16 protein-coding genes are annotated in these 17,778 nt (G+C 43.1%); 4 read left to right on the forward strand and 12 right to left on the reverse strand.

The window, feature by feature from the left end; all coding sequences use genetic code 11:
• Window positions 1-107: 107 nt before the first annotated feature.
• The 5 genes from KFK88_RS05925 to KFK88_RS05945 all read right to left on the reverse strand — a co-directional run bounded on the left by KFK88_RS05925 (window position 108) and on the right by KFK88_RS05945 (window position 6,642).
• A complete protein-coding gene (locus tag KFK88_RS05925; protein ID WP_223577771.1) occupies window positions 108-884 on the reverse strand; it encodes a ferredoxin--NADP reductase in 777 nt (258 codons plus the stop codon).
• A gap of 189 nt (window positions 885-1,073) precedes the next feature.
• Complete coding sequence (gene metF, locus KFK88_RS05930) at window positions 1,074-2,012, reverse strand: methylenetetrahydrofolate reductase (protein ID WP_223577773.1); 939 nt, start codon at window positions 2,010-2,012, stop codon at window positions 1,074-1,076.
• Entirely contained in the window at window positions 2,012-4,402 is a 2,391-nt protein-coding gene (gene metL, locus KFK88_RS05935; protein WP_223577774.1) for a bifunctional aspartate kinase/homoserine dehydrogenase II, read from the reverse strand. The genes metF and metL overlap by 1 nt, the downstream gene beginning before the upstream one ends.
• A complete protein-coding gene (metB, locus tag KFK88_RS05940) occupies window positions 4,395-5,582 on the reverse strand; it encodes a cystathionine gamma-synthase (RefSeq protein WP_223577775.1) in 1,188 nt (395 codons plus the stop codon). Before metB ends, metL begins: the two co-directional genes overlap by 8 nt.
• Window positions 5,551-6,642, reverse strand: a complete 1,092-nt coding sequence (locus KFK88_RS05945; RefSeq protein WP_223577776.1) for an alpha/beta fold hydrolase — start codon at window positions 6,640-6,642, stop codon at window positions 5,551-5,553. The genes metB and KFK88_RS05945 overlap by 32 nt, the downstream gene beginning before the upstream one ends.
• Before the next feature lie 217 nt (window positions 6,643-6,859).
• On the opposite strand from KFK88_RS05945, the gene metJ reads away from it, so the two are divergent.
• Window positions 6,860-7,162 carry a met regulon transcriptional regulator MetJ gene (gene metJ / locus KFK88_RS05950; protein ID WP_223577777.1) on the forward strand — a complete coding sequence of 101 codons (303 nt, stop codon included), beginning with the start codon at window positions 6,860-6,862 and terminating at the stop codon, window positions 7,160-7,162.
• A gap of 100 nt (window positions 7,163-7,262) precedes the next feature.
• Here metJ and KFK88_RS05955 read toward each other — a convergent pair whose 3' ends face one another.
• The 4 genes from KFK88_RS05955 to KFK88_RS05970 form a co-directional block, all read right to left on the reverse strand.
• Window positions 7,263-8,168 (reverse strand): class I SAM-dependent methyltransferase, encoded by a 906-nt coding sequence (locus KFK88_RS05955; RefSeq protein ID WP_223577778.1) that lies wholly within the window; start codon window positions 8,166-8,168, stop codon window positions 7,263-7,265.
• Between the two features lie 36 nt (window positions 8,169-8,204).
• Window positions 8,205-9,260, reverse strand: coding sequence for a quinolinate synthase NadA (gene nadA, locus KFK88_RS05960; RefSeq protein ID WP_223577779.1), 1,056 nt, complete (start codon window positions 9,258-9,260; stop codon window positions 8,205-8,207).
• A gap of 171 nt (window positions 9,261-9,431) precedes the next feature.
• Window positions 9,432-10,562, reverse strand: coding sequence for a M14 family metallopeptidase (locus KFK88_RS05965; protein WP_223577780.1), 1,131 nt, complete (start codon window positions 10,560-10,562; stop codon window positions 9,432-9,434).
• Window positions 10,563-10,664: 102 nt separating this feature from the next.
• Window positions 10,665-11,930 carry a TonB family protein gene (locus KFK88_RS05970; RefSeq protein ID WP_223577782.1) on the reverse strand — a complete coding sequence of 422 codons (1,266 nt, stop codon included), beginning with the start codon at window positions 11,928-11,930 and terminating at the stop codon, window positions 10,665-10,667.
• 275 nt (window positions 11,931-12,205) lie between these two features.
• Here KFK88_RS05970 and KFK88_RS05975 point away from each other — a divergent pair, with 275 nt between their 5' ends.
• The gene (locus KFK88_RS05975; protein ID WP_223577784.1) at window positions 12,206-12,895 is read left to right on the forward strand and encodes a winged helix-turn-helix domain-containing protein; all 690 of its coding nucleotides are present in this window, start codon (window positions 12,206-12,208) and stop codon (window positions 12,893-12,895) included.
• Window positions 12,895-14,316, forward strand: coding sequence for a sensor histidine kinase (locus KFK88_RS05980; protein WP_223577786.1), 1,422 nt, complete (start codon window positions 12,895-12,897; stop codon window positions 14,314-14,316). The genes KFK88_RS05975 and KFK88_RS05980 overlap by 1 nt, the downstream gene beginning before the upstream one ends.
• A 2-nt stretch (window positions 14,317-14,318) precedes the next feature.
• On the opposite strand, the gene KFK88_RS05985 is transcribed toward KFK88_RS05980, so the two are convergent.
• Genes KFK88_RS05985 through dapA form a run of 3 tightly spaced genes read right to left on the reverse strand, consistent with a single transcriptional unit; the run spans window position 14,319 to window position 17,050 of the window.
• Window positions 14,319-15,089 (reverse strand): MBL fold metallo-hydrolase, encoded by a 771-nt coding sequence (locus tag KFK88_RS05985; protein ID WP_223577787.1) that lies wholly within the window; start codon window positions 15,087-15,089, stop codon window positions 14,319-14,321.
• 16 nt (window positions 15,090-15,105) lie between these two features.
• Window positions 15,106-16,185 carry an outer membrane protein assembly factor BamC gene (gene bamC / locus KFK88_RS05990; protein WP_223577788.1) on the reverse strand — a complete coding sequence of 360 codons (1,080 nt, stop codon included), beginning with the start codon at window positions 16,183-16,185 and terminating at the stop codon, window positions 15,106-15,108.
• Window positions 16,169-17,050, reverse strand: a complete 882-nt coding sequence (gene dapA / locus KFK88_RS05995) for a 4-hydroxy-tetrahydrodipicolinate synthase (RefSeq protein ID WP_223577790.1) — start codon at window positions 17,048-17,050, stop codon at window positions 16,169-16,171. The genes bamC and dapA overlap by 17 nt, the downstream gene beginning before the upstream one ends.
• A gap of 254 nt (window positions 17,051-17,304) precedes the next feature.
• On the opposite strand from dapA, the gene bcp reads away from it, so the two are divergent.
• Window positions 17,305-17,772, forward strand: a complete 468-nt coding sequence (gene bcp / locus KFK88_RS06000; RefSeq protein WP_223577792.1) for a thioredoxin-dependent thiol peroxidase — start codon at window positions 17,305-17,307, stop codon at window positions 17,770-17,772.
• Window positions 17,773-17,778 lie beyond the last annotated feature (6 nt).

Raw genomic sequence — 17,778 nt, forward strand, 5'->3', positions numbered from 1 at the left:
GGGATCTAATAACATTGACTGAGGTTGATATACACAAAAGCCCCAAAATATGGGGCCTTTATTAGACTATGCTTAGAACTCTAGGTTATTTATAAGCAAAGATGAAATTACTCGACAAATGCACGCTCGATAACATAGTCACCTTGAATACCCATCTTAGGACTAATCTCGAAGCCTTTATTATCGAGAAGCGTGGATAAATCTTCTAACATCGCAGGGCTACCACATATCATAGCGCGATCATGCTTAGGATCTAACTTGTCTAGACCTAGCGATGACTCGACCAAGCCCTCTTCTAAGGCGTGAGTTAAACGACCTTGGTTTTGATAAGGCTCACGAGTCACTGTTGGGTAATATAATAGCTTTTCAGCAATCACATCACCTAAGTACTCATGATTCGGCAGTTCTTGCATAATCTTTTCTTGATAACACAACTCACTAACAAATCGAACACCGTGGCAAAGAACCACCTTATCGAACTTTTCATAGGTTTCCGGACACTGAATAATGCTCATAAAAGGAGCTAAGCCTGTTCCGGTAGCGAGTAAATACAAATTTCTACCAGCTTTCAAGTCATCAACCACTAAGGTTCCAGTGGGCTTTTTACTGACCATGACTTCATCACCAGGCTTTAAGTGCTGCAGACGAGAAGTCAAAGCACCGTCTGGCACCTTGATACTGAAGAATTCAAGGTTTTCTTCATAGTTTGGGCTCGCGATACTGTAAGCACGCATAACTTTTTTACCACCTTCCAGTGGCAAGCCAATCATAATGAACTCGCCATTACGAAAGCGTAAGCTTTGATCACGGGTTGTTTGAAAGGTAAATAAAGTATCGTTCCAATGCTTTACAGATAGGACTTTTTCAATGTTTAGGTTACTCATGAGTTCCACCCTTGGGAGGATTTAGCTGAATTATATAAGAATAGATTCTATTTGCAAACGATTCTCAATAAAGTGAACAGGCCTTTCCTATTACTTTGACTAATGAGTAAATTGACTTAGAAAGAAATAGCCTGCTTCAAATCAATATCGAAGCAGACTTTAATTTGTTTTTATTGCTTTTGCAATATTTTAAGCAGCTGAAGATAAACCTCGTTTCCCTAAACTGTGACAAATAGCGTAGGTTAAATCTGCACGGTTTAATGTATAAAAGTGAAAGTCACTGACACCCTCTTTAACTAAGAGCTTAACCTGTTCAATAGCAATGTGAGATGCAATCAAGCGGCTCGTTTCAGGGTCGTTTTGAAGCCCCTCGTACACCTTATACATCCAGTCTGGTATATCCACTTGAGTAAACTTGGCGAACTTTTGCAATTGAGGAAAGTTCGTCACTGGTAAAATACCAGGAGTCAGATCAATACTTAAGTTTTCTCGTGAACACTGATCTCGAAACCTAAGGAACTTTTCAGCACTAAAGAAAAACTGACTAATAGCACGGCTAGCGCCTGCATCCACTTTTCGCTTCAGGTTTGCCAAGTCGCTTTTAGCACTTTCTGCTTCTGGGTGAACTTCCGGGTAAGCCGCCACGCTAATTTCAAAGTCGTGAAGTTGCTTTAACTTATGAACCAGGTCCGTGGCATAGCGAAAATCTCCCTGCTGTGCATCCTCACCTAAGTCGCCACGAAGTGCGACGATATGCCGTACTCCTTTAGACCAGTAATCCTCAGCAATTTGCTCTATCTCAGCTTCGCTAGAGCCAATACAGGTTAAATGCGGCACTGCCGTTAACTCAGTTTCACGAATAATTTTTGTAATCACATCATGGGTTCTAGAACGAGTAGATGCCGCCGCTCCATAAGTGACTGAGACAAACTCTGGCTGTAATGGCTCGAGCTTTTTTATGCTTGACCACAATGTCTTTTGCATCTCCGGTGTATTGGGCGGAAAGAACTCAAAAGAAACGTTCACCTTGCCATTTAAGTCGGCTATCTGCTGGTTTAAAAACTCAGCAATCCGAGCTTCTTCATAGCTGGGCTTCTCACTACTGGAGGTAATTATTGGAAAGGACATTAGTGCCCCCTCAACAAATCACACAAATCATTTAACACACCACCTGCAGTGACCTCTCGCCCAGCCCCGGGTCCTTGAATGATCAGTGGGTTATCTTTATACCAGGCGCTAATGACTTGGAACACGTTATCGCAAGGGTTTAAAGACGCAAACGGATGCGACTGCTCAATGAGCTCAAGTTTTAGAGAGAGCTTTTCTGGTGACAATGTGGCGATGTAACGCAGTAGACCACCGCTTGCTTTAGCTTTCTCCAGAAGTTTTTGATAGTAGTCATTAATCGCGGATTCCTTTTGCCAAAACTCATCAAGCTCTCCATCTAGCAACTCTTCCGAAATTGCCGGCTCAAAATCCTCAGGAGCATCTTCAAAACCAAGCTGCTGAGCTAAAATACGAATCTTGCGAATAACATCATTACCCGACAAATCCTCGCGGGGGTCTGGCTCGGTGAAGGCATTATCTTGGGCTACCTTTAACAACTCAGTAAATGGCTTCTCGCCGTCAAACTCACTAAAAAGCCATGACAGTGAGCCTGAAAAAATACCACTAACCTCTTCAATGCGATCACCTGACTCATGCAGATTTTTGATCGCTGCTTGAATCGGTAATCCTGCACCTGCTGTCGTGTTCTTTTTCCAAATACGACGGTTTGTCTTAAGCACAGTCTCAACTTCACGAGCATAGTGCTTGTCTGAAGCAGCAATTTTATTGGCTGAAATAATATGCCACTTATTTTCTGCAAATCCTCTGTACCTTTCAGATATTGATTTGCTCGCAGTAGCATCGACGATGATCAGTTCACGGCCAGCATATTGCTCCAGCCATGAGAAAATTTGGTCGTTTGAGTTATCTTCTCCTTTTGGTAACAGTTGCTCCAGTTCTGATAACTCTATACCGTCAGGATCAAAAGTGTAACGCTTGCTGTTTGCAACAGCTAAAATTTGAATTGAACGATTAAGGCTTTGACCTAAGCGCTCAGCGCCCGTTTCAATTAGCTCGACAAACTTTTTACCAATATTACCATAGCCCAAGACCACAATTGGAACCGTCGGCTCTTGATAAAAGAAGCTCGTGTGTAAGTCTCGTAACAAAGCCTCTGCATGCTCATCATCAATCACAACGGACAAGCTATGGCTATTGTTAGGATAATGAATTTCTTGGGTATCAAACGTACTTAAGCGACGAATAAAGCGCTCAATGATACGCTTGTCCTGACGGATGTTTTGGCCGACTAAAGAAATTAAAGTCATGTTTGAAAGCAGTACCGATGGATAATGCTGCAATGCTTTAATAGTCGAAGTCACAGCAAACACATCACTTTTCTCGATGTAAAAGGTGAGCTTGTGCTGAGTAATGTCATAGCCATTCACATAGCTGGCGATACTTTTCTCTGCTAACTTCTTTTGGATACGTCGAGCCTGTAATTCATCAATCGAGTGAATACAAACTTTATGTAACTTTGGCTTAAAAGTAATAGTTTTTACACGATTCGTTGGTGTGGTGTCTTGTGACACAACCGTTCCGGCAGCGTCAGGCTGCTCGAAACTTTTAATGTTCACACTCCCCTTGTACAACAAAAGTGGCAGTACCGTTTTCTCATGAAGTACATTAGCCCCTAATTCTGACAATGCCTGCGCTTCGCACAGCGTTAGATTTTCTACTAACAGCGGCTCACGAATAATCTTAGGGTCAGCGGTATAAATACCATTAACATCCGTCCAGATTGTAATGCTTGGAGAGTTGATTAAGTAACCTAACGCAGTTGCAGAGAAGTCACTACCATTTCTGCCTAAGGTTGTTTTCTGTAACCTGCTATCCAATGCAACGAAGCCCGTAACGATAAACACCGAGTCAGTTTCAGTGCTATAAAGGTTCGATAGAGCATCATCAGCAAAATGCTGGTCGAAGGGATACTGATAGGTTTCTGTATTCAACTTTAAACATCGACAACTATCTATCGCTTGTGCTTTTTTGCCTTTGTTGTTTAGCACATCAGATAGGATAAGCGATGACCATGTTTCTCCGTGGGCCAATACCTCACTCTGGGAGTAGCGATTCGTATCGATCAACCGCTCTATCGCTTTAACATCTTGCTCAATCCGCTCTAAGATAGACTTATCAAAACCAATCCCCTGCTGAAGATCTAAAAAATAATCTAGCAGGATCTGACCGTTCGGTATGCCACCCTCGATCAACGCCAGCAACCAGTTAGTGACGTTACCATTAGCAGACACCACAACGACATCGCCCGCTTTGGTCTGCTCTTTCACAATATCAGAAACAGCGCTAATAGATTCTGGCGTGGCTAAACAGGTCCCACCAAACTTATGAACCTTATACTCTCCTGCTTTATAGTTTTTAGCTGTGCCAACAGCATAATTTTCATCAGCCATTGCTCACCTCTTTTTCAACATCAGTCGCACTATAAGGTACTTTCTCAAACGCGGTCTTTAGATCGGAGAGCAGGTCATCAAGCTCTTCAATACCTACTGAGACACGCAACAATCGAGGTGTGATTCCGGCTTCCAACTGCGCAGCTTCATCCATCGCCGCATGCGTCATGGTCGCAGGGTGGCAAATTAAACTCTCCACTCCACCCAGTGACTCTGCCAATGAGAACAGCTTCAGCTCTTTGATAAAGGCGGCCAAGGCTTCCGAATTGAATTTAGTGGTGAAAGACAGCATTGCGCCAAAGCCTTTTTGCTGCTTACGCGCAATTAAGTGTCCTGGATGGTGTTCTAAGCCTGGATAATAAACGTTATCAACCAGAGGATGTTTATCCAAAAATTCGGCCACTGCTTGCGCGTTTTCTTCATGCTTTTTGATTCGGATACCCAGCGTGCGAACGCCACGTGTCGTGATAAAGCTATCGAACGGTGATGCAGTGATGCCAATACAGTTAGCCCACCATGCCACTTGCTCATGCAATTCTTCTGTTTTTGCAACCACGGCGCCACCGACAACATCACTATGACCATTGATGTACTTTGTCGTTGAGTGGATCACTAAGTCTGCGCCTAATTCTAGAGGCTTTTGCTGTATAGGTGAGAGGAAAGTATTGTCGACCACCTTGATTACGTCATCACCAGCTTGCTGACATAACTTTTCAACGTCAACAATGCGCAGCAGAGGGTTACTTGGCGTTTCAATCCAAACAATTCGCGGCTTCTCAGCTAACGCTTCTTGGTAGGCTCTTTCGTTACCTTGGTCGACAAATTTGACGCGGCAACCGCCCTTCTTGGCCAACGATGTGAACAAACGATAGGTACCGCCGTAACAGTCGTGTGGCACAACAACCAGATCACCCGGCTCAAGCAACTGCGTCACTAGATGAACCGCAGACATGCCACTCGACGTTACTACGGCGCCAGCACCCCCTTCTAAATCAGCCAAACAATCCGCTAACACATCACGTGTAGGATTGCCTGAACGGCTATAATCATATTTTCTTGGGCTACCAAGCCCCTCGAAAGTGTAGTTACTCGAAAAGTATAATGCTGGCGTTACCGCTCCGTACTGCTCGTCAGTTTCAATGCCGGCTCTAACGGCTTGCGTAGCTTGCTGGTGACTCATCACTTGCTCCTAAAATCTTTTTCAATAAATCAGTTAATTGCTCAAATTCTTTTAAAAATGCGTCGTGGCCATACACAGACTCAAGACGATAAAAATCAGATGTTCCTTTAACCGTATGCGCAAGCTTGCGCATCGATTCAAAACTCACCAGTCGGTCACTAGGTACAGCAACAAAGCTGGACGAACACTTTATTTTGTTTGGCTCGACGCGGTGAGCATCAATAGAGTCAAGTAACGCTGTGTAGTTAGAAATAGTCGTTTTATTCGCAAACTTCTGTCCCTGATGTTTTAAATAACTGTAGATAGTTTGCTCATAACCGAGAATATTATCGAACGGTAACTGCACTATTGGATCCACAAACTGGGTATCAAAAATATCGTCTGTACGGTAAAAAAGAATGGAAAGCTGTCGTGCTAAAGACAACGCTTGGTGTTTTTGTTCTGAAGTATCGGCCAGCTCAAAAATCCCCTTCTGTATCGCTCGAATAGCTCTGGCGGTATGAGTACTGCGATCGCTGGCAGAAATGCAAACGAGGTGTTTAACCTTGTGCGGATACTGTTCGGCAAAGTTGAGCCCAACCATGCCTCCGTAAGAGCTTCCTACAAAGCGAACGGGCTCATTAACGGAAAGTAATTTCAGTAACTCGCTCAGAAGACACGCTTGATCAGCTGGCGTTACATGACGAACAACCTTGTAATTAGCTTTACTTTTGAATTGTAGAGTGCTGATGTAATTAAATGAGATAACACAGTACTTTTGGGTGTCAATAGCTTTGCCATCACCGACAAGGTCATCCCACCAACCAGTACTTACAGAGTTGTCATCACAATCCTCTGCAGTCTCTTGATTAGAGTGTAAAACATGACGACTGGCTGTTATTCCACCCAGCACGACAACCACAGGCAAAGTACGATCACCATAAATAGAGTACTTAAGAGTACATTCTTCTGTGGATGTACCAGAACTAAGGGTTACTCCTTTTTTAACTGCAACAGCACCAAACACCGCTTTAACGTGCGTTTTTTGGGCATTTCGTATCTCAGTTGTTGCAATTGCCATTCTTTTGCCTATTAATTGGTTATAACCCTATGGAATATAAGTGTTTTTTGTCTTATGATATCTGCTTATTAGCGGCATCAAGACCAGAACATCTAAAAATATAAACGTTTAGACGCCCAAACGTCTGGATATAATAACTTCATGACTGCAAAAGTCAAGATGTTTAGGCGTCCGAATGTGTGTATAATTTGTTTGAACAATTAATTTTGAGGTGAACATGAGCAAAAAGTGGAATGGGGAATTCATTAATCCCTACGTAGAACACGGTGAAAAGAAAGATAAAGTAAAGAAAATTACCGTTTCGATTCCCTTTTCTGTATTGAAGGTGTTAACTGACGAAAGAACTCGCCGTCAGGTCAACAATCTACGCCATGCAACTAATAGCGAACTGCTATGTGAGGCTTTTCTACATGCTTACACAGGTCAACCGTTGCCAACGGACGAAGATTTACAGAAAGATAAGGATGATTACGTACAAGAAATGTTAGAGCTCAGTAGCAAGATAATGGAATCAGACTAACTTATCAATTCCAAGGTAGATTAAATGCTAGCTCACTAGCATACTTATACTAAAACGGCTCCCGAAGGAGCCGTTTTACTTTCAAGGTTACCAGCTGGGGTTATTTTTTAGCTGGCTTAACAAACTTTAGAGTCATACGATCGCTTTCACCGATCTCCATATATTTGTCTTTATCTTGATCACCTAACCTCAAGCTTGGCGGTAGAGTCCAAACACCCTTGGGGTGATCCGCTGTATCTTTAGGGTTTGCATTAATCTCTGACGAAGCGACAAGCTTAAAGCCAGCATCCTGCGCGACACTAATAACAAAGTCTTGATGCATGTATCCGCTAGAGGCTTTTTCATCTTGTTCTTGCGATTTAGGCAAGCGATGCTCAACCACTCCAAGCACCCCTCCTGGTTTCAGTGCCTTATACATAGCCTTAAAACTATCAACGGTAGCTTCTCGACCACCTCGTAGCCAGTTATGCACATTACGGAAAGTAACAACAGCATCAGCAGATCCATCTGGTGCAATATCAAAAATTTCAGGCGGTTGGAACGTTGTGATCGTCACATTACCATAGACATCGGACTCGACATCCATTTTACGTTCGAATTTAGCACGACCATTACGGTAATACTCGACCTCACTGTTAGGATCAAAGTGTGCGGCGTAGAGTGTTCCTTCGGGGCCTAGTAACGGAGACAAGATTTCAGTGTACCAACCGCCACCTGGTGCAATCTCAACTACCGTCATACCTGGCTTGATACCGAAGAACTCGAGGGTTTCTTTAGGGTGGCGATACTGATCTCTTTGTTTGTTCTTATCTGAACGGTGTCCTGATGTGAGTAGCTCTTCCCACAAACTGATCCCATCAGATGTTTCTACAACAGCATCAACTGAAGCTTTAAGTTCTTGCTTCGTCGTCTCTTTAGGTTTGCTCTCGGTAGTATCGCTACTGTCAGCATTTGAACAACCCGCTGCAAGCGCCAGCGCTAAAGCACTGAACATCAACTTATGCATGTTTTGACTCCTAAATAATCTAAAAGATTGTATGAATTAGATGTTACTTTTTACTTCTGACTGTATAGTTTTAGCAAAGTTGACCATCTTTTCAAGTGGAATCAAGGCTTTTGACGCCAAAGTCTCATCAACAAAAATTTCTTTGTCATTGCCTTCAAAAACTTCTGACAACACATGCAGAGCATTCATCTTCATCCACGGGCAGTGAGCACAGCTGCGACAAGTTGCCCCTTCACCAGCAGTCGGAGCAATAATTAATTCTTTTGTTGGTGCTTTCTGCTGCATTTTGTAGAAAATACCTTTATCGGTAGCAACAATCATTTTCTTATGCGGTAAGTCATTAGCCGCTTTTATGAGCTGAGACGTTGAGCCAACGAAGTCTGCTAAGTCCACCACTTCTTGAGGTGACTCAGGATGCACTAGCACAGCTGCATCAGGATGAAGCGCCATGGTCTGCTTTAATGCTTTGGTCTTAAACTCATCATGGACGATACAGGCTCCTTGCCATAACAGCATATCCGCACCTGTCTTTTGTTGGATGTATCGACCCAAATGTTTATCCGGCCCCCAGATAATTTTCTTGTCTTGCTCAGCAAGATATTCAAGAACGTCGACTGCAATACTTGAAGTCACAACCCAATCGGCACGCGCTTTGACAGCAGCAGAGGTATTCGCGTAAACCACAACCTCTCTATCCGGATGTTGATCGCAAAACTTGCTAAACTCATCAATAGGGCAGCCTAGGTCCAATGAGCAAGTAGCTTCAAGAGTAGGCATTAAGATGCGCTTTTCAGGACTCAAGATTTTAGCGGTTTCACCCATGAACTTAACGCCAGCGATAATCAGCGTTTCTGCATCATGACGAGCACCAAACTTTGCCATCTCGAGCGAGTCGCCAACAAAGCCACCGGTTTCTTCAGCTAAAGCCTGGATCTCAGGATCGGTGTAGTAATGCGCTATCAGTACCGCATTATGCTTCACCAACAATTCTTTAATCGTTGCTTTATGCGTGTCTTTTTCTGCTGGGCTTAATTCAAGCGGTGGCTTGGGGAATGGAACGTCAATGTCCACTGAGGTAATTACGTCGGTCATTACTACCAATAAGTCTTAGATCGTTAGAGTATTATATAACACTTATCCGCCAACTGATAAATAATTCTTATACCATTGATTTATATGAACAAAGTATGTCTCTTGAACAGGACCACGTTAAATAAATAATAAAAAAGCGCCCGAAGGCGCTTCTGCGATAAACAAAGTTGATTAAGCTCTAAGTTTATCAACCAGCTGATACAGCGGATTTAATAACGTCTGGCCAAGAATATAACTTCGTTCACCTGACCAACCGGTCTCTTTATTAGGCAGGTTAGCATTATCTTTAAATGGCATTTCTAAAGTATATGACAAACATTTAAATTCCTCGCCAACCCAAGAATTAGCTACTGTCAGGTTAGCTTTTCCTGGCTCATCTTTGTCATAACCAAACTTATCCTGAAAATCTGGATTGACTGACTCTAGGATTCTTTTGAACTCATCTTCTAATGCTTTGATCTTATCCGAATAGCTTGGCACGCCTTCTGTTCCTGCGACAAAAACATAAGGTAATGCTTCATCACCGTGTAAATCGAGATATGCATCTACGCCAGTCTGCTTCATCTGCTCACGTACCAAGTATACTTCCGGACTCTTTTCCATTGATGGGTTTTGCCACTCTCGATTTAAGTTAGCTCCGGCCGCATTTGAACGTAAATTGCCTCGATAACTACCATCAACATTCATATTCGGTACGACGTAAAACACAGCTTTATCCAATAAGCTACGTGCTAGCGCGTCATTCTCATCTAATAGTCTGTCTATCAAGCCTTCAGCACACCATTCAGCCATTGTTTCGCCAGGGTGTTGACGAGCAGTAATCCACATTTTGCGTTCTTTGGATTCATCACCGATAACCAAAAGATCCATGTCGCGGCCATCGACCGTGTGCCCTAAAATCTTATGTTGACATAAATCAGACAATTGAGCCGCCTGTACAAGATTTTGATGGCGCTCATAAGAGTAAGGCTCAAAATAAGAGAAATAAACTGTCGCCTGTTCAAAGTGATGCTTGAACTTCAGGGTTTTCTCCGACGTAAACTCAGTATCTACTCGAAACCAGTACTGTCTATCATATGAAGCGACTACCTGATAGTTTTCCCAACCGTCAACGTACGAGCAGTCTTTAGCGTTCAAGATTTCAAAACCGTAACTCTGGCCGCTTTCAGCATGCGCTTTAAAGTGGAACCATTGCTTAAACTCGCTATTAGAATCCGTGCGAATCTTTAATGTAATATTTGATAGCGTATCGGCTGATACAAGTTCGATGTTGCCACTATCGAATGAACTGTTAATTTTCATAAGCCCTCGAATATATTTGTGAAAACCTGAAATATACTGTCATAGCGCCTGCTACAACAAAAAAGGGGCCACTTAGGCCCCTTTGAGACATAAGCAATTATTCTACATTTGTGGTGCAGGAATTGAAATACTCACCGTGGTTTTAAATGTGTCGCCTGGTAACTCCTCTGGCATTGCAGGGAAAGGAACAGAGTCAAACAATGCGTTCATCACTGCATCATCTAAGATCTTCTCACCTGAACTGCTCACTAGGCTACCACCGACTAATTCGCCTTCACGATCCACTTCAATGCTAATAGAAACATCACCATGGGTTTGGCCTTTACGCGGTCTCATAAGCGCCGACTTGCCGTGGCGACGAAAAATATCGCGTTGAGGATACTCGAAATAAGGAACATAGTGTGCACCCAACGCACTAGAGTACTGATTTCGTATCTTGCTTAGCTCTTCTGGACTTGGCCCTTGTGCTACTTTTGCCGCTTCAGCAGCTTGTTGCTGTTCTGCTAACTGGCGTTTAGCTTCTTCAAGCTCTCTTCTTAAACGCTCAGCTTCAGCTTCTTCCTCGGCTTTTTGATCAGCCGCTGCCTGCTTCTGCTGTTCTTCTAACAACTTCTGTTGTTCTTCAAGCTTTTGCTGCTCTTCAAGGCGCTTCTGCTCTTCAAGCTCTTTTTGCTTACGCTCTTCTTCTTCACGTTGTTGACGTTCTTCTTCTTCACGAGCAGCGATAGCCGCTTGGTCAAATTTAGCGATACGTGCTGATGAAGGCTGAACGGCAGAGAAACGAGTGATAAGCGCTGAACGTTGCGCACCTGAAGTTTCACCTAGAATAGCATCTTTAAACTCTGAACTCGGCGGTCTATCACCGACCCAAGTTCTCAAAATTAGAGGGAAGGCTTCTGGAGCTGTTCGACCGACTTCAGAACCATTGATACTAATGACGGTAGCGTCACCAGGCAATAAGTCGATAGTAACTGAGTCCCCACTCACTAAGTCCTGATCCATTAAGGTTGCAAAGTCACGTACTGATTTTGCGTTAGACAAAACGCTACTCGCTTCATTATTATTCTTAATGCGCTCAATCCAAAATCGCTTCAAGCGTCTGCCTGATAAGTTGTCCGCTAGAACTCTCAGTTCCATTCTTTTGACACCCGAAGAACTTACAGCTTCTTCAGCGTCATCAGTTGTATTTGTTAAATATAATCCATTTAAAAACCACTCGTTTCTAAGCTCACTATGGACGCCCAGTCCATTCAACTCCAGAGTTGCTCCTGCTACTGTTGTCTGCTCAGCAGCCGTAGCTTTACCAGAAAAGGCGAAAAGCACAGAAACAGCGAATAAATAAGAGATAACTTGAATAAATTTTTTCATTAGAAGTGCAGCCATTTATAGTCAGAATACATGTTTATTGTCAAAATTTATGACACAGTTCATATTGTAAGAGTTTAACAGTTAATTGCAAGTTTGAATTACTCCCCTAACCTCATGATTTTAAAGGGCTTTAGTTAACTAATATAAATTTTAAAATTATTTGCTTTGTAAAATTATTATCTTCTTATGCTCAATACTTAGGCTAAAACATTGACCTTATGCTAGAAATCAGGCAATTTATCTCACTCTTTGGGTGTTTCTAATAAGCTTAATTTATGAACGATACAATTCTTCTTGTTGAGGACGATGAAAAATTGTCCAGCATGATGGCGGACTTCTTGCGCTCTCACAACTTTAATGTGATGGTCGAAGGTCATGGCAACCGTGCCATTGAGTTCATTGAGCAAAACCCTCCTAGAGCAATTATCCTTGATGTCATGTTGCCAGGTAGTGATGGCTTCACAATTTGCCGCACGGTAAGGCCTAAATACCAAGGCCCCATTTTAATGCTAACCTCGTTGAGCGACGAAATTGACGAAATCGCAGGATTGGAGAATGGCGCTGACGACTACTTGAGTAAACCCGTCAAGTCACATGTCTTGTTAGCGCATCTTAGAGCCTTGCTACGCCGAATTGAATCTGATGACCCTACACCCGACCATGAAAAGATCATTAATGCTGGAAATATTGCCATAAATGCTCAAAATCGTAGTGTTATATGCGATGGTACAGAGGTGCATTTGACCACGGCAGAATACAACCTCTTATGGCTTTTAGCGGAGCGTTCCGGTGAAGTCGTCAGCCGTGAAGAACTCCATAGAAAAACATTCAAGCTTGAATATGATGGCACGGATAGAAGTATAGACTTAAGGATTTCAAGGTTAAGACGCAAGCTTGGTGATGACCCTAAATTGCCTTATATTATTAAGACAATTCGAGGTGAAGGCTACCTACTCGCTATCTAATGAAACGCAGTATCGCCCTACTCTTAATTCTCATAGCAGTAAACCTTTGCAGCTTTATTGCAATGTACTACGTCTACTTTCCTTGGATGGAAAAGCTCGATCGAAAAGAGCAACAAGAATCCATACTGTCCGACATCCGCTTTTTGAACTTCAGGTTGTCTCTACTTGACTACAGTTATTCGCCGCAAACCATAGCCAAAGCCGAGCATGAGCTGAAAACTAAAGTCATTGCACGAACACGTGAGCAGCTCGGGATGGAACCTAGCAACTTCGAAACACTCAAAGAAAATCGTTATGGTATTAATATGGACAGGCCTGAAGGTCCTTTGGCGTACCTCTTATTGAACGATAATGAAACGATACTAACCGTTGGCCCCTATCCAAAAATCGATAACTCAATACGATTGCGAGACTGGTTTTTTTATTTGATCATTCTGATGGTTTTTAATGGTATCGCAGTGCTCATTGTTTATCGTCATGTCAACGAATACCTAAAGGTTGCGATCCGCGCCATTCGAGAACTCGATTTAACAGGATTGAGATTAAAGCCAATCAAGTCACCGCTTACTAATATTGCGGTCAACACCCCTAGAGTTGTAAATCATATCAATGGTTTAAGCAAACAACATCAGCAAAGCCTATATAACCAGCGTGATTTAATGCATGCCGTTGCACATGAGTTCCGAGGTCCAATGGCGAGGCTCAGTTTTGCACTTGACCTATTTGCGCAAACCGAGTCAGAAGACCGACGCAAAGAGCTTAGTAACGATATGGACGAAGCTCTGCAAGAGTTAGATGATCTCGTAAAAGAAGTATTAGGTTACTCTCGACTTAAAGATGGTCGCTTTCCTTTAAGCCTCGAGCATTTTGACTTACGAAAAATCTGCTCTGAAACCATTGATAAAGTAAAAACGATCTACCCAGAAACACAGTTCGTCCTATACTCAGAACCTTCAAAATCGATTCCGCTGTTTGCAGATTGCAACCTAATCGAACGCGTCATGATTAACCTTATCCGAAACGCAGCACGCTTCTCGAATAAGCGCGTAAAAGTCGCACTCATTCAGTTTAAAAACAGTATAGAGATACGGGTTGAAGATGATGGCCCAGGGATACCACCCGGTAAACGTGCACGAGTATTTGAACCCTTTACACGCCTAGACTTCAGTCGCAGTCGTGACTCAGGTGGCGCAGGCCTTGGTTTAGCTATCGCTAAAGGAATTATCAATCGACATCAAGGAACTATTTGGGCAGAAGACAGCCGAGAGCTTGGTGGAGCGGTACTGACGATACATATGCCGTTAAAGCAGAAATCACCAATTATTGAAGCCGAAGATGCTTTAAAGCACTCAGATAAGAAAAAGAAGTCTCGAAAAGCATTCAAATTCAAAAACAAACGTCGTAGTCACGACAATCATTAGTATCAATTCTTAGTCAGTTCGAACCAGCCAAAACCTTCATCCTGCTCAGCAATAAACACTCTTTCTGGCGGCCAGCCAGCAGCTTCAGCAACGGTTTTTTTCACTAAATCAGGACAGTTATTCTGCTCACTGATATGACTGGCTATTAATAATTCAAGATTTTGACTGATGACTTGTTGCAAGAGCTTAATGGCTTGGTTATTACTCATATGGCCTAAAGGCCCACCAACTCGTTGCTTAAGTGAATAAGGATATGGTCCGTTCCATAACATCTCTTCATCATGATTACATTCAAGTAGTAAGCCATGACAGTCTTGCAATGTCTCTACAATTTCTGGGGTGTATGAGCCTAGGTCGGTGAGAACTGCCAAACGTTTTTGGTGAGCGCTGAAAAGGTACTGACAAGGCTCTCTAGCATCGTGTGGCACTGAAATGGGCAGAATATCAATATCCCCTATTTCAAAGCCTTGAAACCCTTCAATGATCGAATAATTCTTCAGTTTTCCACACTTGCCAGACAGCAAAGAGCCTTTGGTGGACCAAACAGGAATATCAAACTTGCGACTCAAGGGGCCCACACCACTGATATGATCCTGATGCTCATGTGTCACCAGAATCGCATCAACAGAACTAGGAGCCACCTCAAGACGCTCTAATCGCTTAAGGGTCTCCTTCAAAGTAAAGCCACAATCAACCATGACTGTGGCTTTTTCTGTTGCGATAAGAGTAGCGTTACCTTTGCTTCCAGAGCCCAGCGAAGCGACCTTAAGCACCGAATCTATGCCTCATTTACTTCTTGCCTGTGCCGCGCTTGAACTCAGCTGCAAACTCAGGATAAATACGAGTCACAGTGCTTGAATCTAATAAATCACCCTCAGCACCATAGAAACTTAAGCTAACACCACCGACGTTCAAGTCTGAAAGCTTAATTTGGTAATCACCTGGCGCTAAATCGACTTTAGCCTCATTGGAATCACCAAACCAAGACCAGAAACCATCTTCAGGCTCATTAACTCTAAAGTAGTAAGTTCTGTCAGAGCGATCCCGGTCAGTAATCTCAAGGTTCAAAGATTCTAGTACTCTTGGCATCTGATCCCACACCGCTAAAAACTCACGCTCCGTCACAAGCGCTAGCGAGCCTTGGTCATTATAGCCCAACTCAACGTTGATCTTTGCTTGCTGTAAAATACGCTGGCGAGCTTCTCGCGTACGCTCAGAGTCGTAATAGCCAATAAAGTAGTTCAAGAATTGTTTTGCGACACGACTGGAAGTTTCAACATCAGTCCATTGGTCATCGGTATTTTGTTGATAAGCTATATGTCTAGCCTGAAGAGCAACTTCATTAGGCTTCGACTCCACAACTTCTAAACTAAATTTATGGCGCTCACCATCAACCGAGTAAGTTCCTAAATATTCTGACACCTGATTCTCATCGCTATCTGTGACCCAATCAGTGGTCACACTAGTTGTATCAGTATTTTGGTAATTGATATTGTGTGCATCCATGAAGCGTTGAATGTAAGTCACTAGCTGTTCGCTATCACCACGTACCCAGACTGTCGGCTGGTCACGCTCAGAGTCTTCCCAAACGCCATCGCCAGCCACCAGCAACAATTGAGGCGGCTCAAGGCTTAACCGTTTACCTTGAGCATCACGTTTAGTAATCACAACACCTTCCGGAACGCGATAACTATCCGTAACTTTAACTTCGGTTGTCTCAGGGGGAATTTGCAACTCCGGACCTTTTTCACTGCGCATGTAGCGGTCGTCTATATCTTCGGTTCCATCAGTGGTTGCACAAGCCGAAAGCACTAGAGTAGCGCTGACAGCTAAAGAAATCGTTTTAATTGTTTTAAGGTAATTCAACATTCGCTTGTTCCAATGCTTCTGTAACTTGTGAGTGAAAGCGTTCATCCAACTCAGTTAAAGGTAGACGTATGCCACGCCCCATTTTTTTCATACGGGACAAAGCCCACTTCACAGGGATAGGGTTAGCTTCTAAAAATAACGTTTCGTTTAACCCCATTAATTTATCATTGATGAGCGCAGCTTGCTTCCAATTCTCAGCTTCAGCCAACTGACACATCTTACTGACCAGACCCGGCGCAACGTTGGCTGTCACCGAGATCACACCATGGCCGCCCAACTTCATAAAGTCGTAAGCTGTCGCGTCATCACCGCTTAATATGGTGATTGGAGTTTCGAAGCGTCGATTTAGTTCCGTAACTCTCGAAACATCGCCTGTGGCTTCTTTGATAGCAACAATGTTATCCAGTTTTGCTAACTTAGCCACCGTTTCTGGAAGCATGTCCACGGCAGTTCGGCCCGGTACGTTATATAAAATAATCGGCAAATCACAGACAGTAGCGACCGCTTTAAAATGTTCGTATAAACCTTTTTGTGATGGCTTGCAGTAATAAGGCGTCACAACCAAAGCACCATCAACGCCCAGCGCTTTAACCTCTTGAGTCAACTTAATGGTTTTGTCCGTACTCATGGCACCGCTACCGGCAATGACTTGGATCTTACCAGCGGCATGATCCACCACGGTTTTAATCGCTAGAAAATATTCTTCTTCTGTGACAGTTCCCGACTCACCTGTGGTACCCATTACTACGATACCCGAAGTGCCTTGCTCTATATGCCAGTCTACCAGTTGACGCAAAGCTTCTAGATCAAGCTGATGCTCATCTGTCATCGGGGTCACAATCGCTACAATACTGCCTGAAAACATCTTTAAATCCTCTGATTACGCGTCGCTATGTTAGCCAGCAATAGCCCTAAACACAACCTATAATAGAAAAAACGCTGGGATAACTTGCGACAATAAAAATTCTAACGTAAAGTGATATTAACACTGATGATAACGTTCATATTAGTTCAATAAAAGAACGTTAAAGTTGTTAAATATAACCAAATTGAGACACTGCGCTTGCAAAGTGCTCAATAAACGAACAGATAGTATAAAAAGCATACAGGAGGCTGAATTTGAGCCAACCGCAGCTGAATAAGAAAGCACCAAATTTTGATTTACCCGCGACTGGGGAACAAAACCTCTCTTTAAAAGACTTCAAAGATAAAAACCTCATTATCTATTTCTACCCTAAAGACAATACACCCGGCTGTACCACTGAAGGTCAAAACTTCCGTGACTTATATAAAGAGCTACAAAAACTCGATACGGAAATCCTCGGTGTATCTCGTGACAGCGTCAGGGTGCACGAAAACTTCAAGAAGAAGCACGAATTTCCTTTTGACTTACTGAGCGATAAAGATGAAGAGATGTGTAAAGCCTATGATGTCATCAAGCTAAAGAAAATGTATGGCAAAGAGTACATGGGCATCGAACGCAGCACCTTTCTCATCGATAAAAGCGGAAAGCTCCGTCAAGAATGGCGCAAAGTAAAAGTTAAAGGGCATGCGGATGAAGTACTAGAAGCAGTCAAAGCACTGTAATTTCAG

Origin of the sequence: Kangiella taiwanensis, assembly GCF_020005165.1 — a bacterium.
Classification (GTDB): domain Bacteria; phylum Pseudomonadota; class Gammaproteobacteria; order Enterobacterales; family Kangiellaceae; genus Kangiella; species Kangiella taiwanensis.